The sequence below is a fragment of the uncultured Muriicola sp. genome (assembly GCF_947258935.1).
Classification (GTDB): domain Bacteria; phylum Bacteroidota; class Bacteroidia; order Flavobacteriales; family Flavobacteriaceae; genus Muriicola.
In genome coordinates this window covers 1-22,170 of record NZ_CAMYKH010000021.1, presented here as the reverse complement: position 1 = coordinate 22,170, position 22,170 = coordinate 1, and the positions used below count along the sequence as shown (strand labels likewise).

Annotated in this window: 21 protein-coding genes, 1 tRNA gene and 1 pseudogene; 12 read left to right on the top strand and 11 right to left on the bottom strand. The window is 40.1% G+C overall.

All coding sequences use genetic code 11. The features are described from left to right. Window positions 1–40: 40 nt before the first annotated feature. Window positions 41–763 (bottom strand): copper homeostasis protein CutC, encoded by a 723-nt coding sequence (locus Q0X72_RS05640; RefSeq protein ID WP_297762705.1) that lies wholly within the window; start codon window positions 761–763, stop codon window positions 41–43. A 41-nt stretch (window positions 764–804) separates the two neighbouring features. On the opposite strand from Q0X72_RS05640, the gene Q0X72_RS05635 reads away from it, so the two are divergent. Beyond that, window positions 805–1,797, top strand: a complete 993-nt coding sequence (locus Q0X72_RS05635; protein ID WP_297762703.1) for an isoaspartyl peptidase/L-asparaginase family protein — start codon at window positions 805–807, stop codon at window positions 1,795–1,797. Between the two features lie 56 nt (window positions 1,798–1,853). Further along, window positions 1,854–4,688, top strand: a complete 2,835-nt coding sequence (gene polA / locus Q0X72_RS05630) for a DNA polymerase I (protein ID WP_297762701.1) — start codon at window positions 1,854–1,856, stop codon at window positions 4,686–4,688. Between the two features lie 75 nt (window positions 4,689–4,763). Here the strand turns inward: polA and Q0X72_RS05625 are convergent, their stop codons facing one another. Continuing rightward, window positions 4,764–5,261 (bottom strand): lipocalin family protein, encoded by a 498-nt coding sequence (locus Q0X72_RS05625; protein WP_297762700.1) that lies wholly within the window; start codon window positions 5,259–5,261, stop codon window positions 4,764–4,766. 239 nt (window positions 5,262–5,500) lie between these two features. Here Q0X72_RS05625 and rplM point away from each other — a divergent pair, with 239 nt between their 5' ends. The 4 genes from rplM (at window position 5,501) to tsf (ending at window position 8,638) form a co-directional block, all read left to right on the top strand. Then, on the top strand, window positions 5,501–5,956 hold the full coding sequence (gene rplM, locus Q0X72_RS05620) for a 50S ribosomal protein L13 (protein ID WP_297762698.1): 456 nt from the start codon (window positions 5,501–5,503) through the stop codon (window positions 5,954–5,956). Further along, entirely contained in the window at window positions 5,956–6,342 is a 387-nt protein-coding gene (rpsI, locus tag Q0X72_RS05615; protein ID WP_297762696.1) for a 30S ribosomal protein S9, read from the top strand. Before rplM ends, rpsI begins: the two co-directional genes overlap by 1 nt. 224 nt (window positions 6,343–6,566) lie before the next feature. Next, window positions 6,567–7,757 carry a 30S ribosomal protein S2 gene (rpsB, locus tag Q0X72_RS05610; RefSeq protein WP_297762694.1) on the top strand — a complete coding sequence of 397 codons (1,191 nt, stop codon included), beginning with the start codon at window positions 6,567–6,569 and terminating at the stop codon, window positions 7,755–7,757. 56 nt (window positions 7,758–7,813) lie between these two features. After that, window positions 7,814–8,638, top strand: coding sequence for a translation elongation factor Ts (tsf, locus tag Q0X72_RS05605; RefSeq protein ID WP_297762692.1), 825 nt, complete (start codon window positions 7,814–7,816; stop codon window positions 8,636–8,638). Window positions 8,639–8,699: 61 nt separating this feature from the next. Here tsf and Q0X72_RS05600 read toward each other — a convergent pair whose 3' ends face one another. Further along, window positions 8,700–10,571 carry a peptidase M61 gene (locus Q0X72_RS05600; protein WP_297762690.1) on the bottom strand — a complete coding sequence of 624 codons (1,872 nt, stop codon included), beginning with the start codon at window positions 10,569–10,571 and terminating at the stop codon, window positions 8,700–8,702. Between the two features lie 146 nt (window positions 10,572–10,717). Between Q0X72_RS05600 and pyrH the strand changes: the two genes are divergently transcribed. The 6 genes from pyrH (at window position 10,718) to Q0X72_RS05570 (ending at window position 18,457) form a co-directional block, all read left to right on the top strand. Continuing rightward, window positions 10,718–11,425, top strand: coding sequence for a UMP kinase (gene pyrH / locus Q0X72_RS05595; protein WP_297762688.1), 708 nt, complete (start codon window positions 10,718–10,720; stop codon window positions 11,423–11,425). A 40-nt stretch (window positions 11,426–11,465) separates the two neighbouring features. Continuing rightward, window positions 11,466–12,020 (top strand): ribosome recycling factor, encoded by a 555-nt coding sequence (frr, locus tag Q0X72_RS05590; RefSeq protein ID WP_297762686.1) that lies wholly within the window; start codon window positions 11,466–11,468, stop codon window positions 12,018–12,020. A gap of 401 nt (window positions 12,021–12,421) precedes the next feature. Next, entirely contained in the window at window positions 12,422–14,827 is a 2,406-nt protein-coding gene (locus Q0X72_RS05585; RefSeq protein ID WP_297762684.1) for an MMPL family transporter, read from the top strand. An 89-nt stretch (window positions 14,828–14,916) separates the two neighbouring features. Further along, window positions 14,917–16,350 (top strand): asparagine--tRNA ligase, encoded by a 1,434-nt coding sequence (gene asnS, locus Q0X72_RS05580; protein WP_297762682.1) that lies wholly within the window; start codon window positions 14,917–14,919, stop codon window positions 16,348–16,350. A gap of 44 nt (window positions 16,351–16,394) precedes the next feature. Then, the gene (rpoN, locus tag Q0X72_RS05575; RefSeq protein WP_297762680.1) at window positions 16,395–17,852 is read left to right on the top strand and encodes an RNA polymerase factor sigma-54; all 1,458 of its coding nucleotides are present in this window, start codon (window positions 16,395–16,397) and stop codon (window positions 17,850–17,852) included. Beyond that, the gene (locus tag Q0X72_RS05570; RefSeq protein ID WP_297762678.1) at window positions 17,852–18,457 is read left to right on the top strand and encodes a hypothetical protein; all 606 of its coding nucleotides are present in this window, start codon (window positions 17,852–17,854) and stop codon (window positions 18,455–18,457) included. Before rpoN ends, Q0X72_RS05570 begins: the two co-directional genes overlap by 1 nt. Window positions 18,458–18,477: 20 nt before the next feature. Here the strand turns inward: Q0X72_RS05570 and Q0X72_RS05565 are convergent, their stop codons facing one another. The 8 genes and pseudogenes from Q0X72_RS05565 to Q0X72_RS05530 form a co-directional block, all read right to left on the bottom strand. Further along, window positions 18,478–18,744, bottom strand: a complete 267-nt coding sequence (locus Q0X72_RS05565) for an outer membrane beta-barrel protein (protein WP_297762676.1) — start codon at window positions 18,742–18,744, stop codon at window positions 18,478–18,480. Then, window positions 18,719–19,057, bottom strand: coding sequence for an outer membrane beta-barrel protein (locus tag Q0X72_RS05560; protein WP_297762674.1), 339 nt, complete (start codon window positions 19,055–19,057; stop codon window positions 18,719–18,721). Before Q0X72_RS05560 ends, Q0X72_RS05565 begins: the two co-directional genes overlap by 26 nt. A 92-nt stretch (window positions 19,058–19,149) precedes the next feature. Next, on the bottom strand, window positions 19,150–19,632 hold the full coding sequence (locus tag Q0X72_RS05555; protein ID WP_297762672.1) for a biopolymer transporter ExbD: 483 nt from the start codon (window positions 19,630–19,632) through the stop codon (window positions 19,150–19,152). 21 nt (window positions 19,633–19,653) lie between these two features. Further along, window positions 19,654–20,265 carry a biopolymer transporter ExbD gene (locus Q0X72_RS05550; protein ID WP_297762670.1) on the bottom strand — a complete coding sequence of 204 codons (612 nt, stop codon included), beginning with the start codon at window positions 20,263–20,265 and terminating at the stop codon, window positions 19,654–19,656. 10 nt (window positions 20,266–20,275) lie between these two features. Further along, window positions 20,276–20,719, bottom strand: coding sequence for a hypothetical protein (locus Q0X72_RS05545; RefSeq protein ID WP_297762668.1), 444 nt, complete (start codon window positions 20,717–20,719; stop codon window positions 20,276–20,278). A 24-nt stretch (window positions 20,720–20,743) separates the two neighbouring features. Next, window positions 20,744–21,529, bottom strand: a complete 786-nt coding sequence (locus tag Q0X72_RS05540) for a MotA/TolQ/ExbB proton channel family protein (RefSeq protein ID WP_297762666.1) — start codon at window positions 21,527–21,529, stop codon at window positions 20,744–20,746. Window positions 21,530–21,872: 343 nt separating this feature from the next. Beyond that, window positions 21,873–21,960 (bottom strand) — tRNA-Ser (locus tag Q0X72_RS05535). Between the two features lie 69 nt (window positions 21,961–22,029). Continuing rightward, window positions 22,030–22,170: pseudogene (locus tag Q0X72_RS05530) on the bottom strand (L-asparaginase 1); the annotation flags it as partial.

Genomic DNA, 22,170 nt, shown 5'->3' with positions numbered 1-22,170 from the left:
ATATATTTCTTTAGACTACCCTTAACACTGATTTTTGGAGTTAATTAACGCTTTTAATAACTTTTTTCAAAATGTCCGGATCTGTGACAAGCACCTCATTCTCGCCAATTCCCTTAGCTGCGTTCATGGGAATCTGTGGTAGTACAATAGTATTTAAAACTCTTATGGTAGCCGACAAATGGATGGCTTTAAAACCTGCATGCTTAAAATGTATTGCATTGGTATCACGAATACCCGCACCCGGCATAATGGTACATGTGTTTGATTTTTTCTCCAATTGTTTCAGCAAAGACAAGCCTTCCATGGCAGATCTAGCCTGCCCGGAGGTCAGTAAGGTATCTACTCCCATTTCCTGTATTTTATCAAAAGTCTCCAATGGGTTTGCAACCAGATCAAAAGCCCTGTGAAAAGTAAAAGAGCATGACCCGGAAGCTTTTTTTATTGCAATTGTACGATCCCAATCCACCTGCAGGTCTCGCCTTAATACCCCGGAAACTATCCCATCTACCCCCAGGGATTTGCAAATAGCTATATCTTCTACCATGGTTTGAAATTCCGCATCAGAATAGTAAAAATCACCACTTCTAGGCCGGATCAGCACATGAACAGGAATATTCATGGCCTCCATCACTTTCTTTATAAGTCCATATGAAGGAGTGATCCCTCCTAAAGTAAGTTCCGAACAAAGTTCAATTCTTTGGGCCCCTGCTAGTTGAGCATTTAAGGCAGATTCCAAAGAATTTGCACAAACTTCTACTATCATAATGCTATCTTTAAAGTTATAAATGTAAACATCCCAAGGGTATGGAAAGAAGAAAGTTTTTGAAAAACTCCGGTTTGGGCAGCGCTGCCATCTTAGGAGGAACCTTGATAGGTGCCTGCAAGGAACAAAAAAAAGAGATAGGCGTAACAACAGCTAAAATTACCAAGGGGCCAATAGTAATTGCCACCTGGGATGTTCCAAATGCCACCGCCAAAGCTTTCGGGATATTGGATGGCAATGGCACTTCGCTAGATGCTGTAGAGCAAGGTGTTATGATGGAGGAAGCCGATGTGAGTAACCAATCTGTGGGCAAGGGAGGAAGACCGGACAGGGATGGAAATGTAACCCTGGACGCTTGTATTATGGACAAAGATAGCAGATGTGGTGCTGTGGTATATCTGGAAAATATAGTGCATGCTGTTTCCGTAGCTAGAAAAGTGATGGAAGAAACTCCACATGTTATGTTGGCCGGAGCAGGGGCAAAACAGTTCGCCCTGGAAATGGGTTTCCCTGAAGAAGACCTGCTTACAGATGCCTCTAGAGAAGAATGGCTGGAATGGAAAAAAACTTCTCAATACAAACCTGTCATCAATATTGAAAATCACGATACCATAGGGATGCTTGCCATTGACTCCAACGGGGATATTGCAGGCGCTTGTACTACCAGTGGTATGGCCTATAAAATGGGAGGGCGCATAGGCGACTCCCCTATTATTGGCGCCGGACTATTTGTTGATAATGAAATAGGAGGAGCAACGGCTACGGGTATGGGCGAAGAAGTTGTGCGTACAGTAGGAAGTTTTTTGATAGTTGAATTAATGAGACAGGGGAAATCACCACAAGAGGCTTGTGAAGAAGGTGTAAGGCGAATTATTGCTAAAAAGGAAAACTATCAGGATATTCAAATTGGATTTATTGCCATTAATAAGGCCGGAGAAACAGGGGGATATTGCATACATCCGGGATTCTCCTATCGTCAGTACTCCGGTAAAGGTCATGTGAATACACCCGCAAAGAGTTTTATAGAGGCCTGATCCTTCAGATTGGTTCAGAATCTTTGTAGTTTTGGGCCTGCTCATTATACACTGTTATGGCCGATCAAAAACGACTTTTTTTATTAGATGCTTATGCCCTTATCTTTCGTGGGTATTACGCACTTATTAAAAATCCCAGGATCAATTCAAAAGGAATGGATACCTCAGCGATCATGGGGTTTATGAATTCCTTGTTCGATGTTATCCGAAGAGAAAAACCAGACCATTTAGCTGTCTGTTTTGACAAGGATGGCAGCACAGAACGAACCGAATTATACCCGGAATACAAGGCCAACAGGGACGAAACCCCAGATGCCATTCGTATCGCAATCCCTTATATACAAAAGCTACTCAAAGCCATGCATATTCCGGTTGTTGAAGTTTCAGGACTGGAAGCCGATGATATAATTGGTACTCTGGCAAAACAGGCCGAAAAGGAAGACTACAAAGTTTTTATGGTAACACCAGACAAGGATTTTGGGCAACTTGTATCTGAGAATATATTTATGTACCGCCCTTCTCGTATGGGCAACGGAATAGAAATATGGGGTATTCCGGAAATTCAAAAGAGATTTGGAGTGGAAAGACCAGAGCAGGTCATAGATTATCTGGGAATGATGGGTGATGCTAGTGATAATATTCCGGGATTCCCAGGAGTAGGTGAAAAAACCGCTAAGAAATTCATACTAGAATTTGGCTCTTTAGAAGCTTTGTTAGAAAATACCGATAAGCTCAAGGGTAAAATGAAGGAGAAGGTGGAAGAAAATGCCGAGTTGGGAAGACTATCCAAACAATTGGCAACCATTTGTATTACCTGCGATGTTACCTTTGACGCCAAGGATTATGAACTTTCAATGCCCGATAGTGAAAAGGTGCAGGAGATCTTTGAGGAGCTCGAATTTCGCCGACTCAGAGAACAATTCATAAAACTATTTTCTAGCGAACCCCAAGATACGCCAACCCAGGTAACCAGCACCGCAACAGCAAAAAAAGAGGCACAGGCGGCCGGCAGTGGCCAATTTTCCCTGTTTGGACAGGACGGTTCTGCTCCTGCCACTCTCGAGGTACACACAGGGCGAAAGACCATCAAAGAAGTTCCCCATGTTTACCAGAGCATTCAGGCGGGGATGGCTTTAGAACTCTTCCTAAAAAATTTAATGAAACAAACGGCTGTTTGTTTTGATACCGAAACAACTTCCTTAAATCCCCTTGAAGCAGAATTGGTTGGGATCGCCTTCTCATGGGAAGCAGGGAAAGGCTATTATCTGCCTTTTCCGGAAGATCAGCAAGAATCTCATGATCTGCTCGAAAAATTACGGCCTTTCTTTTCTTCTACCTCCATAGAAAAGATAGGGCAGAATCTTAAGTACGATATTAAAGTGCTGCGAAAATATGGCATGGATGTGAAGGGATCGCTTTTCGATACAATGTTGGCACATTACCTCATCAACCCGGACATGCGTCATAATATGGATGTACTCTCTGAGACATACCTTAACTATACTCCTGTTTCCATTACTGAACTCATTGGAAAAAAAGGCAAGAACCAAATGAGCATGCGCGATGTGCCCTTAGAGGCTCAGACAGAATATGCGGTAGAAGATGCAGATGTCACCTTTCAATTGGCCAGACATTTTGTAAAAGAACTAGCTGATGCTCATACGATGGATTTGTTCAAGAATATTGAGATACCACTACTAAAGGTCCTGGCAGATATGGAACTGGAAGGAATAAACCTGGATAAAGAATTCCTCAATGGGTTATCTGGTGCACTCGACTCCGATATTAAATCGCTCGAAGAAAAGATCTATGAAGAAGCCGGTGAAACTTTTAACATTGCTTCGCCCAAGCAATTGGGAGAGATACTTTTCGATAAATTAAAACTGGTAGCCAAGCCTAAAAAAACCAAGACAGGGCAGTACTCCACAGCAGAAGATGTTTTATCATCTCTGGCCAAAGACCATAAGATCATCAGAGATGTTTTAGATTACAGAGGGCTTGCCAAATTAAAAAGCACCTATGTAGATGCGCTTCCCACCCAGGTGGAAAAGAGTACAGGAAGGGTGCATACAGACTATATGCAAACGGTTGCCGCCACGGGGCGCTTAAGCAGCAACAATCCTAACCTGCAAAACATTCCAATTCGAACCGAAAGAGGGAGGCAGGTACGTAAAGCTTTTATCCCCAGGAACAAAGATTACATATTGCTGGCAGCAGATTATTCGCAGATAGAATTACGGATCATTGCCGCGCTAAGTGATGAAGATACCATGATAGAGGCTTTTATGAACGGGGAAGACATTCATGCTTCAACAGCTTCCAAGGTGTTCAATATACCTTTAAATGAAGTGACCAGGGAACAAAGAGGCAATGCTAAAACAGTGAATTTTGGTATCATCTACGGTGTTTCTGCCTTTGGGCTCAGTAATCAGACAGATCTGTCCCGAACAGAAGCGAAAGAACTTATAGATACGTATTACAAGACCTATCCTAAGTTGAGAAAATACATGGCAGACCAGGTAGACTTCGCCAGAGACAATGGATATGTACAAACGGTGCTGGGTAGACGGCGCTACCTAAAGGATATCAATGGGAGCAATGCGATTGTTAGAGGGGCTGCCGAACGAAATGCCATCAACGCGCCCATTCAGGGCAGTGCAGCCGATATCATAAAGATCGCAATGATAGACATCCACCAAAAATTGCAGGAAGGTAATTTTAAGACCAAGATGCTACTGCAGGTGCATGATGAATTGGTATTCGATGTCTACAAACCAGAGCTGGAGCAAATGAAAGAGATGATAAAGACGGCTATGGAATCTGCCTACTCCTTAAAAGTACCACTGGTTGTTGAGCTGGGACAAGGAGAAAATTGGCTCGAAGCCCATTAACCACTAATTTCACTTCAAAGCATAAAAAAACCCTTCGAAAAATCGAAGGGTTTTGTTTTAGTCAACAGTTTCACTTTATCTTTTAGTGAAAATGAGTTCCCCTCCGGCGTTAAAATTTTGTACATCCAATTCCTGTGCAGCCATTGTCATAGTGCTACCAGATATTGTAAGCGCCACAGAAATGGTCTCCTGGGTATCGTCAATAAAGGTCAATACGCCATCCGCATAGGCGTAGGTGGTGGTTTCCGTATCTCTTTGCGAAGGGCAAGGAACATCCAAACCAGTACCTCCCGGGTTGACACCTATCTCAAGATAATTGGAGGCATCCTCTGTTACCAGCCTCAGATCCTCATTAAAGCTTAGAGATACCAGATAACAATTTGAAGCCGTAAGCATATTCAATATATCCTGGCCAAATTCTTCTTCATCACTAGCTGTTGCTTCATCTATGGTCAGTGCTGTTAGGTCCCATGTTCCAAGAATGGAATTATCAGGATTATCACTCGTCTTATCCGTTGAGCAGGAGCTAATTAACAAGGCTCCTAGTAGAAAAGTAACTACAGTATTTCGCATGATAGAATTGTATTAGTTTATTCTCTCAAACGAACTAAACAGGTGAAAAGTATGGGCAAAAGGATATTCTTTCTGGTCCTGGGCCTGGAATGGTGCACTATACCCTTACATTTGATCCACATTTTCTTTTTAAAAAAAATGAAAAAGTAAGAACCATCCATTTGTAATTCAACTTTATAATTGTACATTTGCAGCCCGTTAAACGGGATTGAACTGTTTAATAATTAAATAAAATAGTAGTGGATACATTGAGCTACAAGACTGTTTCTGCCAACAAGGCTACCGTGCAAAAGCAATGGGTGCTGATAGATGCAGAAGGACAAACACTTGGAAGACTAGCCTCTAAAGTGGCTATCATACTAAGAGGTAAAAACAAACCCAATTTTACGCCTCATGTAGATTGTGGAGATAACGTAATTGTTATCAATGCTGAAAAAGTGCATTTGTCAGGTAATAAATGGGAGGAAAAAACCTATGTCCGTCATACCGGGTATCCTGGTGGGCAGCGTTTTACTACGGCCAATCAGTTAAAGGCTAAGAATCCGGCTTCAGTGGTGGAGAGAGCAGTTAAAGGCATGCTACCTAAGAATAAATTAGGAGCGGAACTTTTTCGCAACCTAAAGGTATATGCAGGAGCAGAACACAATCAGGAAGCTCAAAAACCAACAACAATAATTTTAAAAGACCTTAAATAATGGATGTAATACATAAAATAGGCAGAAGAAAGACAGCTGTTGCACGTGTATATATTTCTAAGGGAAAAGGTGCTATCACGATCAATAAAAGAGATCTGACAGAATATTTTCCTACTGCTACCCTTCAGTACAAGGTAAAACAACCTTTTGCTTTGACCAATAATGAAGATAGCTTTGATGTTAAGGTAAATGTTTACGGTGGAGGTATTACAGGTCAGGCAGAAGCCATCAGGCTAGGCATATCCAGAGCTTTATGCGAAATGGATGCTGAGCATAGATTGGTATTAAAGCCAGAAGGCCTGTTAACCAGAGATCCTAGAATGGTGGAACGTAAGAAATTCGGACAGAAGAAAGCCCGTAAGAAATTCCAGTTCTCTAAACGTTAAGAATAAAAGAAAAGAGTGCCTTATAGGGCATTTATATATAGTAACCCAAGTTCATTGAAAGTCCCTCGTCATGGGACAATTAAAATTCTGAAATCCTGTTTATAGTCGCTCATCGGCTTTGACAGAATTCAGTAACATTTAGTTTAGCATCTAAATGACCAAGGCTTTCTATTGTAGAATACCACTTGGTTATTGCTAATTCATAAGAACGTAAACTAATTAAAATGGCAAAAAAAGTAGAAGTTAAAGATCTTTTAGACGCAGGTGTACACTTCGGTCACCTAACAAGAAAATGGAATCCCAACATGGCCCCCTATATTTATATGGAGCGAAATGGGATACACGTAATCAATTTATACAAAACAGTAGCCAAACTTGAGGAAGCCTCCGAGGCCCTTAAGAAAATTGCTTCCTCTGGAAGAAAGGTACTCTTTGTAGCTACTAAGAAACAGGCAAAAGACATCGTGGCAGAAAAAGTGGCGAATGTAAATATGCCATTCATCACTGAAAGATGGCCTGGTGGAATGTTAACCAACTTTGTGACGATCAGGAAAGCTGTTAAAAAAATGGCCTCTATTGATCGTATGAAAAAAGACGGGACCTTTAACACCCTGTCTAAAAAAGAGCGTTTACAAGTAGACCGTCTTAGAGCGAAGTTAGAAAAGAACCTTGGTTCTATTTCGGAAATGACCAGACTTCCTGGTGCACTATTTATTGTGGACACCATGCGTGAGCACATCGCCGTAAAGGAAGCTCAAAAATTGAATATCCCCATTTTTGCAATGGTAGATACCAATTCGGATCCTCGACCAATCGATTTTATCATTCCATCTAATGATGATGCTTCTAGATCTATTGAAGTGATCATGACCCAAGTGACCAATGCAATAGCTGAAGGATTAGCTGAACGCAAATCCGAAAAGCAGGCAGGTAATGAAGGTGAAGAAGGTAAAGCTCACAGACCTAAAAAGAAAGTGGTAGAGGCCGTTGATAAAGATGAGGTAGCAGGGACCAAGCCTAAAGTTGCTAAAAAGGAAAAAGAAGCTGCTGTGGTTGCTGAAGAACCAGCAAAAAAAGAAGCTCCTAAAAAGGAAAAAGAAGCCGCTGTAGTTGCTGAAAAACCAGCAAAAAAAGAAGCTCCCAAAAAAGCAAAAAAAGTAGCTGCCGATGATCTTACCAAAGTAGAGGGTATTGGACCAAAGATCTCTGAGGTTTTCCAAAGTGCAGGTGTCACTTCTTTTGCTGACCTGGCAGGGAAATCGGAAGAAGATCTTAAAACGATCCTTTCTGAGGCTGGTCCGAGATATGCTTCAAAAAATCCGGCATCATGGCCAAAACAAGCAAAGATGGCTGCCGATGGAAAATGGGATGAGCTAAAGGAATGGCAAGACAACACCAAAGCAGGTGTAGAATAAGAATAAAAACTATATAAAACTAGATACCAATTTTGGTATCAAAAAAAATAATAGACATGGTAAAAATTACCGCTGCCGATGTTAATACATTGAGAAAAACTACCGGTGCAGGGATGATGGATTGTAAAAACGCTTTGGTTGAGGCTGAAGGCGATTTTGACAAGGCTATCGAGATCCTTCGTAAAAAAGGTCAGAAAGTAGCTGCGAAAAGAGCAGATAGAGATTCTTCGGAAGGAGCTGCCATTGCAAAGGTCAATGGAAGTAAAACAGAAGGGGTGATCATCTCCCTGAATTGTGAAACAGATTTTGTAGCTAAGAACGACACCTTTGTAAGTCTGGCCAATGAACTTGCAGATCTGGCGCTTCAATGCAATGACAAGGACTCATTATTGGCCGCCAATTACAATGGTATTTCCGTACAAGAAAAACTTACGGAGCAAACTGGTGTTATTGGTGAGAAAATTGAGATAGGTGGATTTAGAAGACTGTCTGCACCCTTTGTAGGCTCTTACATTCATGCAGGAAACAAGATCGCTACTTTGGTAGGATTATCAGCTGCGGTTGATGGTTCTGCTGAAGCCGCTAAAGATGTTGCCATGCAGGCTGCTGCCATGAATCCTGTGGCCTTAGATCAGACCGGTGTAAATCAGGAGATAATAGATAAGGAAATCGAGATCGCTAAAGATCAGCTAAGACAAGAAGGAAAACCAGAAGCGATGTTAGATAAGATTGCTCAAGGAAAACTAAAACGATTCTTTAAGGACAATACCTTAGTGAACCAGGACTTTATTAAAGACAGCAAACAAAGCGTTGCTCAATATGTAAAGTCGGTCGATGCTAATCTCAAAGTAACAGGTTTTGAACGTGTTGCCTTAGGGTAAGTAGTTAACTGCTCAAACTAAAAAACCGCCTTCAAATGAAGGCGGTTTTTTAGTTGTAAAATTAGTTCTTTAACCAGGCCTCTCTAAGCGCCAAAGCTGCTTCCGAAGGTGTACTTACATCAACGATCTTTTTTTCATTATAGGTGGGTGTCCCAGCTTTTCCTGAAAGTTCTATGGTTTCTCCATCGCGCGCTACGCTCATGGTGACATCTTTCTCTGCATCCCAGCCAAAGCTTTGCCCAATAATACCCCTCATACTTTCAAGGGTAATATCAGTACCATTGATTTTTGTAATGACATCACCCCCTTTTGCCCCTAAATCACGAAAAAAGGAATTCAATTCTACCCCTTTCCTGATAAAAATAGTATCAAGGTTAGCCGGTTTGGCATCTATATAGGGCATTTGACCTAAAAAGAAATAGGTTCCAGGTTGTTCTGAAGAGGTGATCTCCAGGCCTACCTTCTCGAGATATTGATCATAAGGAATGGGCTCATTGCCCAGCAGGTGTTTATCAAAAAAAACTGAAACCTCTGGATAGGTCATTGCTATAATTTCGTCTATAAGGTCTGGGTCATTGAAAGGCGTATTTACATCGTATTTGTTGGAGAGCTCCTTCATTAACCAACGCACGCTTTTTTCTCCTCCGCTAAGTTCTCTTAACAATATGTCCAGGCTCATATTGATCAACGCCCCTTTTTCATAGACATTTGTGTAATTCTCTTTATAAGGCTCTACCAATATATTCTTGCTCATCGTAGTAAATGACATGGTATCATCATAACCCATGGCGTTACTTATTTTATCCATGATCCTTGCATAAAAAGCTGTTTCATCAATAAGTCCTTGTTGAATCTGAAAAAGATTTGCAAAATATTCAGTGGTACCCTCGTACATCCACAAATGCATGGACATCTCAGGTTCATTGAAATCAAAATATTGTATCTCACGTGAATGCACAGACAAAGGAGTAACAATATGAAAGAACTCATGAGACACCACATCTACCATTGATTCTTCCAAACTTTCTTTTGGTAATTGTTCCGGCAGTACCACAACGGTTGATGTATGATGTTCCAAAGCTCCAAAACCAGTTGCATCCGTATTGGATAATTGTGAGAGGTAAAGTAAGATGGTATATTGTTTGGTTCCGTCTATCTCTCCTAAAAATTTCTTTTGGGCCTGCATCATGGCCTCCATTTTAGGCTGCAGGTCTTTGGCCTTGATTGTACCATTAGGTGAATACACACTTAAGGTTACTGAGATGTCCATTATCTGGAACGTAACGGAATTTGGTTTAGAGTATAAAATAGGATTGTCAATGACTTCGAAATATCTGTTTGCTAAAAAGGTTCTCTGACCCTGTTTTAGATCTCCAATTGTTACCTCATTCAATGAAGTTGAAGGCTGTAAAGAAGTTGGAGCTGTAATGGTTATTTCATATGGTATTTCTTTTAATCCCTTGAAATAACCCACAAAGCCATGTAAATTCAACAAAAAATTCTCATTCTTCAGGATATTTGTGCCTGAGGGGGAAAAAACGGGCTCTTCTATTTCTGTTTCTGTGTCAAAAGTATCATTGACAAAATAGGTGATCTTATCTATTTTTTGGGCAGTTGTTAAGAGCCAACTATTGGTGTCGATCTTATTAACAGGTAGGTTTCTTCCTTCGTAATCAATGGCAGTAAGCTCATCAATATACTTACCATAATTGTCCTCACTGTAGGTGCCTGGCACCATCTTGGGGATATAAAAATATATTTCCTCCTGCGTGAACTGACCGGGATCAATGGTTACCAATACCCTATCATCCCGAACATTAACAAGGTCTATACTAACAGCTACAGCTGCCTTATCTGCTGTAGTCAGGGTTTTGGTTGCCCCACAACTTAACAGCAGTACCAGGGAAGATAGAATCAGAAATTTCCTTATCATAAATTCAGAATTTAGAACGCAAGATCATTAATTTTAAATAAGTATAACAGAAATAACATGGAAATATTATAGTTGGATTATTACGAAGCGAAGCAGTTTGGCATCAATATTTTTGACTATTTTTGTCCGTAAACAAGGACATTCACATGCCATACAAAAGAATACTTCTTAAGCTCAGCGGGGAAGCCCTAATGGGTGACAAACAATATGGGATAGACCCTGCGCGACTTTCAGAATACGCCGATGAGATAAAAATGGTGGTAGATAAAGGTATTGAAGTGGCCATTGTCATAGGTGGAGGCAACATATTCAGAGGCTTGGCAGGGGAAAGTAATGGCATAGACAGAGTACAAGGGGACCATATGGGAATGCTTGCAACTGTCATCAATGGTCTTGCACTTCAGAGTGCTTTGGAAGACAAAGGGGTTCAAACCCGCTTACAATCGGCCATAAAGATCAATGAAGTAGCCGAACCATTTATTAGAAGACGTGCCATGCGCCACTTAGAAAAAGGACGGGTTGTAATTTTTGGCGGTGGAACAGGGAACCCTTATTTCACTACAGATTCTGCGGCAGTTTTAAGGGCGATAGAAATTGAAGCCGATGTGATCCTCAAGGGTACACGTGTGGATGGCATTTACACCAGTGACCCGGAAATAGACAAAAATGCGACAAAATTCGATACTATCTCCTTCAATGATGTACTTAGAAAAGGTCTAAAGGTGATGGACTCTACGGCCTTTACTCTTAGTCAGGAAAATAAACTTCCTATTGTGGTCTTCGATATGAATAAAAAAGGAAATCTATTAAAAATTGTTTCGGGACAGAACATCGGAACAGTTGTAAATCTTTAGTTTTTCAAAAAATTATGTTACTTTGTTTTAAAATAATACTATGAACGAAGAGGTTAGTTTTGTATTAGATTCAGCGAAAGAAAGTATGGACGGTGCCATTTCCCATTTGGAAAAAGCACTGGTAAAGATCCGCGCAGGAAAGGCAAGTCCGGCAATGCTCGCTTCTGTAATGGTTGAGTATTACGGTTCCTTAACGCCATTGTCACAAGTATCAAATATCAATACGCCCGATGCCCGTACTATATCTGTACAGCCTTGGGAAAAGAGTATGCTTCAGGTCATTGAAACCGCCATTACGAATGCCAACTTAGGCTTCAACCCAATGAATAATGGTGATTTTGTGATCATCAATGTGCCACCACTAACGGAAGAACGCAGAATACAATTGGTTAAACAAGCTAAGGCTGAAGCCGAAGATGCCAAAGTAAGTGTGCGAAGCGCCAGACAGGAGGCCAATAAAGAGATTAAACACCTTGAAGTTTCTGAGGACCTGGAAAAAAATGCCATCATTGATATCCAGGAATTAACGGACTCCTTTGTAACCAAAATTGATAGCATTCTTGATGGTAAAGAAGTTGAGATCATGAAAGTATAGTCTCCAATAACTCCCTGATTAAACCTGGTATCCTCCGCTGTTTTATAATAATTCAGTATCCCCAAAAAAATAAATGACCAAAATGGCTATGATCACAGCCAAAGCACAAATCACTATTAAAACACGGTAGATTGCACGTTCGTATCTTCTGTATTTTTTATGCTCGGTCATTCTTTCAAGACGTATTTATCTGATGATGAGAGGTAGTATCCCCAAGATACGAACTGATACGTGGTTTTCACGGCTTTATTTCCCAAATTGATACTAGGAACACTGCGAGGCATTTTCTACCTTTGACGGCATTTGAACGGCAGGCGTTCAACATCAAAATTCTGTTAGTCTTTTAAGGAATTAAGATCCATTGAAGCGGAAAAAGATCCGTTGGCTTGCTAAAAAAGAATATGGTAGCAAAGCTCACACAAAATTTTTGGACAAAGACCGCGAGGATCATCCTGAGGAATCGTATTCTTATCTTAATTGTGATTGCCGGCATTACCGTTTTCTTTGGCTTTCAATGGCAAAACATGCAGTTTTCCAATACTCAGGCCAATCTTCTACCAGACGATCATCCTGCAAATCAGGAATATGATGCCTTTCTTGAGCTTTTTGGAGAAGAAGGTAATGCCATAGTACTCGCTGTTAAAGATCCTACCCTATTCACACTTGAAAAATTTAATCGCTGGAATATTCTCAGCAAACAACTCGCGGCATTTCCCGAGGTAGAATTTGTGGTTTCTACAGATAATTTGCAAGAATTGGTCAAGGATAATGAGCGTCAGGAATTTATTTTAACTCCCTTTCTGATAGGTGAACCAGAAAGTCAGCAAGTCCTGGATAGCTTAAAACAACACCTGTTCAATGATCTTCCATTTTACGACCAATTGCTTTTTAATAAGGATACTCAAACACTCCGAACCATTGTATACCTGGATAAGGACATTGTGAACACCTCGGTGCGCAAAGATTTTATCCTGAACGATTTCACCAACTTAGTACACAATTTTGAAAATGAAACTAAGTTAGATGTTCGTATTTCTGGCATGCCCTATATTCGAACTTTGAATGCCCAAAATATCATTGATGAGATTGGGATGTTTATAAGCGCTGCCTTGCTTGTCACCTCCCTTATCTTCTTTTTCTTTTTCCGAAGTTTTAGGGCTACACTTATTTCCATGTGTGTGGTGATCATTGGGGTTATGTGGGCGTTTGGTGTCTTGGGATTACTGAGATACGAGATCACTGTACTTACTGCCTTGATCCCTCCCCTTATCATCGTAATTGGGATACCAAATTGCATCTTTCTGATCAATAAATACCAGCAAGAAGTAAAAAAGCACGGAAACCAGGCGCTTTCATTACAGCGGGTCATTTCCAAAATTGGAAATGCAACCTTAATGACCAATATCACTACGGCCTCCGGATTTGCCACCTTTATAATCACAGACAGTAAACTACTCACAGAATTTGGTATTGTAGCCTCCATCAACATCATTGGGATCTTTATTCTATCCTTATTGATCATCCCTATTATTTACAGTTTTATGGCGATGCCCAAGACTAAACACTTAAAGCATTTGAACAAGCGCTGGATAGATGCCTTCGTAAATTGGATGGAAGGAATTGTGCGTGACAAAAGAATAACGGTGTATGTTATTTCAGTTGTACTTCTGGTATTGAGCATCATTGGCATCTACCAAATAAACATATCCGGAAGTCCTATTGAAGATATGCCCAAAAAAGCTGAATTCTTTGAGGACATCCGTTTCTTTGAACAAGAGTTCGACGGTATTATGCCCATTGAGATAGTCATAGATACTGAGCGCAAGAACGGAGTTTTGCGACCCGTTAATTTGCGAAAAATGGATCAAATAAGTGAACTGATCAAGGAAATTCCCGAATTATCCAGACCTACCTCTGTTGTGGAATTGGTCAAATATTCAAAACAAGCCTTTTATAACGGTATTCCCAAGTACTATCAATTACCTACTTCTCAAGAGAATACCTTTATTATGGATGTGGCCAGAAAGTCGCAAGGGAATGGTAATCTTCTAAAGAATTTTGTCGATTCTACAGGTCAGGTAGCCCGCATCACAACGTTTATACGTGATGTTAAAACCGAAAGGATGGAGGAAATAGAAACCGAGCTCATGGTAAATCTCAACAAGATCTTTCCTGCAGATCGCTACAAGGTAGCTTTAACAGGCAAGGCCTTGCTGTTCCTTAAAGGCACAAAATACCTTGTTAAAAACCTGATCTTATCCTTATCCCTGGCCATAGGATTAATCGCCCTTTTTATGGCTTATTTATTCAGGTCCTTGAGGATGATAGTGATCTCCCTCATTCCCAATTTACTGCCTCTCCTGGTAACGGCAGGTGTTATGGGCTTTGTTGGTGTTCCTATTAAACCCTCAACCATTCTTGTATTTAGCATTGCCTTTGGAATTTCGGTAGATGATACCATTCACTTCTTAGCGAAATACAGACAAGAATTATCTGCTAATAGATGGCGAATTCAAAAGTCTGTATATGCGGCTTTACGTGAAACAGGCGTGAGTATGTTCTACACTTCCATTGTTCTCTTCTTTGGTTTCTCAGTTTTTGTTCTTTCCAGCTTTGGAGGTACGGTTGCCCTGGGTGCCCTTGTATCCGCAACCTTGCTTTTTGCCATGTTGGCAAATCTTATCTTATTGCCTTCTCTATTGTTATCTCTGGAACGAAGTATTGCTAACAAAGAAGTACTTAAAAAACCACAGATCGATATCCTGCCCAAGGACGAACTACCGGAAGGCGAAGATCTGGAAGCATAGTGACCTCCCACATTGAAATATAGGTCTTTCTGGCTATGTAGTTTTACTCAATAAACTATCTTTGCGGGGCAAATCAGAAATAGTTTTTCATGGCTTCGATGCGAATAAATGAACTGCTCCAACAATCACCAAAAGAGCAAAAAGTAGAAGTAAACGGTTGGGTAAAAACATTCCGCAGTAATAGGTTTATTGCCTTGAACGATGGATCAACCCTGCACAACATTCAGTGTGTTGTAGACTTTGATAATTTTGATGAAGGGCTTTTAAAACAAATTGCAACCGGTGCAGCCTTGCACATTAAAGGTCTTCTTGTGGCAAGCCAGGGAAGAGGTCAAACAGTAGAGATTCAGGTTACCGATCTAATAGTTCACGGTACTGCCGATCCGGAGACCTACCCTATTCAACCAAAAAAACATTCCATGGAGTTCCTTCGGGAACAGGCACATTTAAGAGTTCGAACCAATACATTTGCTGCAGTAATGCGGGTACAATCTACCTTGTCCTACGCCATTCACCGCTACTTCCAAAACAACGGCTTCTTTAATATGCATGCCCCTATTATTACCGGGTCTGATGCGGAAGGAGCAGGTGAAATGTTCCGGGTATCTACTTTAGATCCAAAGAATCCGCCCTTAACAGAAGAAGGCGAAGTAAATTATAAAGAAGATTTTTTTGGCAAGGAAACCAATTTAACCGTCTCTGGTCAGTTAGAAGCCGAGGCATATGCCATGGGTCTTGGCAAGGTTTACACATTTGGGCCCACCTTCCGCGCCGAAAATTCCAATACCTCGAGGCATTTAGCAGAGTTCTGGATGATAGAACCCGAAATGGCATTCTTTGACCTCAATGATAATATGGACCTTGCGGAAGACTTTATAAAAAGTGTGCTTAGCTATGTGATCTCACATTGCCAGGTCGACCTTGAATTTTTAGAGAAGAGATTACTCGATGAGGAAAAAACTAAACCACAGGCTGAGCGCAGTGAAATGCCATTATTGGATAAGCTACGATTTGTGATCGATAACAAATTTATCAGACTCACGTATACTGAAGCCATAGACATCCTCAAGAATAGTACTCCTAACAAGAAAAAGAAGTTTAAATACCTAATTGAAGAATGGGGTGCAGATCTTCAAAGCGAGCATGAACGCTATCTGGTTGAAAAACATTTTAAATGTCCGGTCATCTTATTCGACTATCCCGCCAAGATCAAGGCATTTTATATGCGACTTAATGAAGATGGCACAACGGTTAGAGCTATGGATATTTTATTCCCTGGGATCGGCGAGATCGTTGGTGGCTCTCAGCGTGAAGAGCGCTTAGATGTTTTACTCGATAAAATTAAGGCACTGGGAATCGATGAAAAAGAACTTTGGTGGTATCTGGATCTGAGAAAATATGGAACTGCCATTCACAGTGGTTTTGGCCTTGGTTTTGAAAGACTTGTGCAATTTACAACAGGCATGGGCAACATTCGCGATGTTATTCCGTTTCCGAGAACACCTCAGAATGCAGAGTTCTAAAGGTATTTTAATTACTTTTATGTAAGAATGAACAAGGAGCCCCAATGCTAAAGCAACACTTACAATTTAAACTCTCACAAAAGCTATCCCCTCAGCAGATCCAGCTGATGAAGCTTATACAATTGCCTACGCAGGCTTTTGAACAGCGCCTGAAGCAGGAATTGGAAGAGAATCCGGCTCTGGAAACAGGAAAGGAGGAATCTGACACCTATGAGGATGAATTTGAGGATCAGTATGATGGGGACGATGACAATGATTCTATCAACACAGATGATATCAATATAGACGATTATCTGAGTGATGATGAGGTGCCAGATTACCGTACACGCGCGAATAATTACAGTACTGATGATGAGGAAAAAACAGTGCCTTATGCTGCAGGCATCTCTTTTAATCAATACCTCATCAACCAATTAAATACTTTCTACCTCAATGACAAGGAATGGGCCATTGCCGAATTCCTAGTGGGCAGTGTAGATGAGAGCGGGTATATGAGAAGGCCTATTGCAGACATCATGGATGATCTTGCTTTTACGCAAAATGTATATGTGGAACAAGACACTATTGAGAAAGTATTGAAGATCGTTCAGGATATGGATCCACCTGGAGTAGCTGCCAGATCACTAGAGGAGTGTTTATTGATTCAACTCCGAAGAAAAGATCCAACACCGGCCGTTGAATTGGCCATTAGAATTCTGGAGAAGTCCTTCGATCATTTCACGAAAAAACACTATAACAAGCTGCTTCAAAAGCACAATATCACGGAAGAGCAACTTAAAGAGTCAATTTCCGAAATTGAAAAACTAAATCCCAAACCCGGGGGCTCATATGCCGGAGGCAACAAGATCATTGAACATATTGTTCCAGATTTCTCTATTCGCATTGTAGAAGGTGAGTTAGAATTAAGCCTAAACAGCAGGAATGCCCCTGAACTTCATGTATCAAGAGAGTACAACAATATGCTTGCGGGATACAAGAGTTCCAAGGAGCGATCTAAATCACAAAAGGATGCGGTTCTTTTTATTAAACAGAAATTAGATTCTGCAAAATGGTTTATTGATGCAATTAGACAAAGGCAGCAAACTTTGTATATCACCATGAATGCAATCATGGTTTATCAAAAGGAATACTTTCTCACCGGTGATGAGCGTAATCTGCGCCCCATGATCCTCAAAGATATTGCAGATGCCATTAATATGGATGTATCTACCGTTTCCCGTGTGGCTAACAGTAAATATGTTGATACCCCATATGGCACTAAACTTATTAAGGAATACTTTTCGGAGTCGATGAAAAATGAGCAGGGTGAAGATGTCTCTACCAAAGAGATCAAGAAGATCCTAGAGACTGTTATTGGAGAAGAGACGAAACGCAAACCACTTACTGATGATAAACTGGCAGCAATCTTAAAGGATAAAGGCTACCCCATTGCAAGAAGAACCGTGGCTAAATACAGGGAGCAATTAGGTATCCCGGTGGCCCGATTAAGAAAGGAGATCTAATGCGACTTCTCTCCAAATTAGTATCATATCTATTTCATCCTATTTTTTTACCCCTGGCAGGTACAATGTCGTACTTTCTAATTACGCCAAAGTACACTACACTGGAGTTAAAGAGTGGAAACATCTTACCCATTTTTATACTCACCATATTAATTCCTATTCTCAGCTTTTTTATACTGAAAAATATAGGAGTAGTGAGTTCTGTATTCTTAACAAAACCCGAAGAACGCCGGTATCCATTAATGATCAACCTTATCTTATTATTAATGATCCTGTTAAAGGTGATTCCCGATAATTACACTATAGAGTTGTATTTCTTTTTTCTTGGACTTATCGCAGCTACCAGCACATGCCTTCTATTATTGCTTATTCGCTTTAAAATCAGTTTACATATGATGGCAATGGGCAGTATTCTAATGTTCCTAATCGCTTTGAGTTTTCATTTTGAACGAAATATTGTAATAGCCATAAGTGCTATGGTATTTGCATCTGGTGTGGTTGCTACTGCCAGACTTTATCTAAAGGCACATTCCCGGGCAGAATTACTTATTGGATTTTTAGTAGGAATGATGTCCCAACTCCTCACCATTAAATTCTGGTTGTAAGTGCAACTAAAAGTGTAAGCCTAAAGGATGTAAAAGATAAATCCAATACGCAAGGGAGTAAAGGTAAGATCCTGGCCCGTATCCAAACTTAATCCATCCTTAAAGAGGTTATTAAGAGCATAGTAAACATGGATATTAAAGGTGTTATAACCAAAATTAGCCATCAGTCCATATCTGAATTTTTCTACATCCGTCACATAAAATGAATCCTTTCCAGTTTCTGTAACCAATTTAGACCTGCTTCCAAAGGCATATCCCAATTTAGCACCTAAGTATAAACGCCACATATTGAAAATCATTGGTAAGTTCTACTATTTCCAAATTTGTATAATAGGAGTTTACCGCATAGCCCAATCCCACTCCAATTGCGAATGTCCTTGAGGAGTTAAGGGGCAAGTCTTTTATAAATCCAAATTGCAGTCCGTAAGACAAATTCTGTTGATTAACATCTGCCGGCTTATTGAGAATAAAATTATAGGTAAGACCCACATAAAACTGATCCTCAAGGTAGTTAAAATCCACTTCTTGATCCACTTCCTGTGCGCTCATTGGTGTAGTCAAAAAGAAAAGCACTACTACTGTATAAAAGGCATTCCTCATATTCTTAAAGGTAGGATATTTGACTAAAAAGCAATAAAAAAACGCTCCAAAAAATTGAAGCGTTTTCTAACTAAATTTATTGAATATTGATACTACTGTACGTTTCTAAAGGCGTCCCCTTCGTAGGTAGTATAATTTATTTTCAAGGCGTTTACCTTTCTTAATTCCTGTTTGATATCCGCTATTAATCCCATATTGGCATTCTTGTCTACCTTTAACGCTGTGGTAAGAACGTTTTGGAGTTCTTGTGGTTTCTTAGCTCTTTCTGCTAGAATAAAATCCCCAACCTCGCTAACCTGGGCAAACTTATCATTCAACTGAATTCTTGGCTCAGTACCAAAAACCTTTTGATAGTCTCTTGTAGGAGTACCTACATACACATAAAGTACTCTATCTTTTTTCTCCAATTTTTTTACTTCAGACGCATTTGGCAAAACATTTTCCACCATAAGTGAACTGTCCTTCATAACTGTTACTGTCATAAAAAAGAACAATAACATAAAGACAATGTCTGGCAATGAAGCAGTATTTACCGGAGGTAATTCTGATCCTTTTTTCTTAGTGAATTTAGACATAATATGCTGTTTCTAAGTGTATTATTTAGAGGATGAAGTTTCAGCTTCTGATAATTTCTGAGGGAAAAGTTCCTGTACTTTTTGAACTTTGTCCTTTAAACCATCCCGAATATTTGAGGGAGTTTCAGGGTTTAAATACTCCGATTCCATCTGTGTAAAATTTCTTCCGTAAAGTCGTTGTGCCTCCCTGTTCCTAAGTTCGTTATAAGCACCAACCAATTCGTTTTGAACTGTTATATAGGTAGCGTATTTTGTTTCCCTATCATTCTTTAAGGAAATGATGGCCTTGGTAGGATTATCCGAAGAAGCCGCATCTTTTCTTCCTTTGCAATAGTTACAGGTCCCATCTCCACCGTTATCCAAAAAAGTGATCGCTTTTTTACGGAGGTCCTTTAAATTGGTCAGTTCTTCTTCTACGAGCAATTGACCATTTTTATTGATGTTCACCGTAAAGATATTCTTCTGCTTGATTACGACTTGTTCTTCATCTGGCGGATCTATAGGTGGCAACATCCTGTCTAGTCCTGCATCTGTTTCTATGGTAGTAGTTACCAGGAAAAAGATAAGCAATAGAAAGGCAATATCTGCCATAGAGCCTGCATTTACTTCTGGTGGTCCTCCTCTTCTAGACATACTATTTAATTTATTTGTTAGTCATCTTTTTAACTCCTCCTATTAGCATTGCCCCAATGGCAATGGCTACAAGGAAAAAGAACAAGTTGAGTCCGGTTCCGATCCTTTTAACGGTACTTTCAGAAGTTTCTATGCCCCTGCTGGCCATTTCATCCAGACTTACATCTGTTCCTGAGGCCAAAATATAGGAGAATACAACTACAACTAAGAACGACCCAAGAACGATGAGTGTTTTCTTTAAACTTTGAGGATTGGTGAACAGGTTTAGTAAGGTAAAGACCAGACTTACTGCTATCGCAATTCCCAAAAGAATAAAAGTAATGGTAAACATTCCGCTTATGGCCGCACTATCAGCTGCTTCTCCGGCTGGCACTTCCGAGCCGGGTAGAAAATACCATAGTACTGCAGATATAAGACCCAATACTACTAAGGCTATTTTTACAATTTTATTCATAATATCTTGATTTATAGGATCTTATTATTTTTTGTGATCTACCAACATATCGATCAAAGTGATCGAAGAGTCTTCCATGTCATTTACTATACTATCGATCTTAGCGATGATATAGTTATAGAACACTTGAAGTATGATAGCCGTAATAAGACCAAAAACCGTAGTTAATAATGCCACCTGAATGTCGCCTGCGATCAAAGAAGCACTAAGGTTACCTACCGCGCTAATCTTTTGGAAGGCCTGGATCATACCAATTACCGTTCCCATGAAACCAAGCATTGGAGCAATGGCGATAAATAATGTTAACCAGGATACGTTCTTCTCTAACTGACCCATTTGAACACCACCGTAAGCCACAACAGCTTTCTCAGCAGATTCTACACCTTCTCCGGCGCGATCTAATCCTTGATAATAAATAGAAGCAACAGGACCTTTTGTGTTCCTGCAAACCTCTTTGGCAGCTTCAATTCCTCCGGAAGCCAAAGCATCCTCAACTTGTTGCTTCAACTTAGTAGTGTTGGTGCTTGCCATATTTAAATAAATGATTCTTTCAATAGCTACTGCAAGACCAAGTATCAAACATAAAAGTACAATTCCCATGAAGCCTGCACCCCCTTGGATAAATTGCTCCTTTAAAACCTGGGTAAAACCCTTTTCTGCTTCAACAGCTGCCTCTTCTTGTAGCATCACCGTGGCAGCAGTTACTGTCGTAGATAGATTTGAAACTATTGCATTCGCTTTTGCGCTTACCGTATTTGTGCTTAGGACAAATAGCCCGGTCATAACCAGGATCGAGAATAATCTTTTCATTTTGTTCAACTTAAATTTAGTTAGTTAATAAGGTTAAAGATATAAAAAATATACAATTAATAATTAAAAGTTTTGCGTTATAGGCCATATAAACAACCCATCTTTGCCAACTTGACAAATATAACTGGAAAAATTAGAAATCCTAATTTTTAAGCGGTCCTCTTTAGAAAAACATTAAACTTTTTTTTAGATAAGAAGAGATTCACTCGCTACTCTCCTGCTTCTTAAAAAGCTATACTGACAATACATTCATGAACATTTCAGCTATTCATAAATCCATTCGACAGTTCAAAATTTTACTGAAGCGAGCTTAAACAAAATTTCTCTTTCGCAATTGTTTTCGCAGAGAGGAAGGGATTCGAACCCTCGATACACTTTTGGTGTATACACACTTTCCAGGCGTGCGCCTTCGACCACTCGGCCACCTCTCTAGATCCCATTTTAAAGGGCGGGTAAGAAACAAAAAAAAACTTAGTTACTAAAATTTATGGTACTTAATTTTAGGTCATTTCACCACGTAAAGAAGTTTCGAAAATAGTGCCAAAAGATTTTTGCGAAACCTCGCTTCCCAGGAGATACATTAGTTTGGTAATAGCAGCTTCTGTTGTAATATCCCGCCCGTTGATAAGGGACATACGCTC

What these genes read in the sequence shown, in the direction of transcription:
- Q0X72_RS05640 (WP_297762705.1), bottom strand. Translation starts at nt 763, where the DNA reads ATGATAGTAGAAGTTTGTGCAAATTCTTTGGAATCTGCCTTAAATGCT.
- Q0X72_RS05635 (WP_297762703.1), top strand. Translation starts at nt 805, where the DNA reads ATGGAAAGAAGAAAGTTTTTGAAAAACTCCGGTTTGGGCAGCGCTGCC.
- polA (WP_297762701.1), top strand. Translation starts at nt 1,854, where the DNA reads ATGGCCGATCAAAAACGACTTTTTTTATTAGATGCTTATGCCCTTATC.
- Q0X72_RS05625 (WP_297762700.1), bottom strand. Translation starts at nt 5,261, where the DNA reads ATGCGAAATACTGTAGTTACTTTTCTACTAGGAGCCTTGTTAATTAGC.
- rpsI (WP_297762696.1), top strand. Translation starts at nt 5,956, where the DNA reads ATGGATGTAATACATAAAATAGGCAGAAGAAAGACAGCTGTTGCACGT.
- rpsB (WP_297762694.1), top strand. Translation starts at nt 6,567, where the DNA reads ATGGCAAAAAAAGTAGAAGTTAAAGATCTTTTAGACGCAGGTGTACAC.
- tsf (WP_297762692.1), top strand. Translation starts at nt 7,814, where the DNA reads ATGGTAAAAATTACCGCTGCCGATGTTAATACATTGAGAAAAACTACC.
- Q0X72_RS05600 (WP_297762690.1), bottom strand. Translation starts at nt 10,571, where the DNA reads ATGATAAGGAAATTTCTGATTCTATCTTCCCTGGTACTGCTGTTAAGT.
- pyrH (WP_297762688.1), top strand. Translation starts at nt 10,718, where the DNA reads ATGCCATACAAAAGAATACTTCTTAAGCTCAGCGGGGAAGCCCTAATG.
- frr (WP_297762686.1), top strand. Translation starts at nt 11,466, where the DNA reads ATGAACGAAGAGGTTAGTTTTGTATTAGATTCAGCGAAAGAAAGTATG.
- Q0X72_RS05585 (WP_297762684.1), top strand. Translation starts at nt 12,422, where the DNA reads ATGGTAGCAAAGCTCACACAAAATTTTTGGACAAAGACCGCGAGGATC.
- asnS (WP_297762682.1), top strand. Translation starts at nt 14,917, where the DNA reads ATGGCTTCGATGCGAATAAATGAACTGCTCCAACAATCACCAAAAGAG.
- rpoN (WP_297762680.1), top strand. Translation starts at nt 16,395, where the DNA reads ATGCTAAAGCAACACTTACAATTTAAACTCTCACAAAAGCTATCCCCT.
- Q0X72_RS05570 (WP_297762678.1), top strand. Translation starts at nt 17,852, where the DNA reads ATGCGACTTCTCTCCAAATTAGTATCATATCTATTTCATCCTATTTTT.
- Q0X72_RS05565 (WP_297762676.1), bottom strand. Translation starts at nt 18,744, where the DNA reads ATGTGGCGTTTATACTTAGGTGCTAAATTGGGATATGCCTTTGGAAGC.
- Q0X72_RS05560 (WP_297762674.1), bottom strand. Translation starts at nt 19,057, where the DNA reads ATGAGGAATGCCTTTTATACAGTAGTAGTGCTTTTCTTTTTGACTACA.
- Q0X72_RS05555 (WP_297762672.1), bottom strand. Translation starts at nt 19,632, where the DNA reads ATGTCTAAATTCACTAAGAAAAAAGGATCAGAATTACCTCCGGTAAAT.
- Q0X72_RS05550 (WP_297762670.1), bottom strand. Translation starts at nt 20,265, where the DNA reads ATGTCTAGAAGAGGAGGACCACCAGAAGTAAATGCAGGCTCTATGGCA.
- Q0X72_RS05545 (WP_297762668.1), bottom strand. Translation starts at nt 20,719, where the DNA reads ATGAATAAAATTGTAAAAATAGCCTTAGTAGTATTGGGTCTTATATCT.
- Q0X72_RS05540 (WP_297762666.1), bottom strand. Translation starts at nt 21,529, where the DNA reads ATGAAAAGATTATTCTCGATCCTGGTTATGACCGGGCTATTTGTCCTA.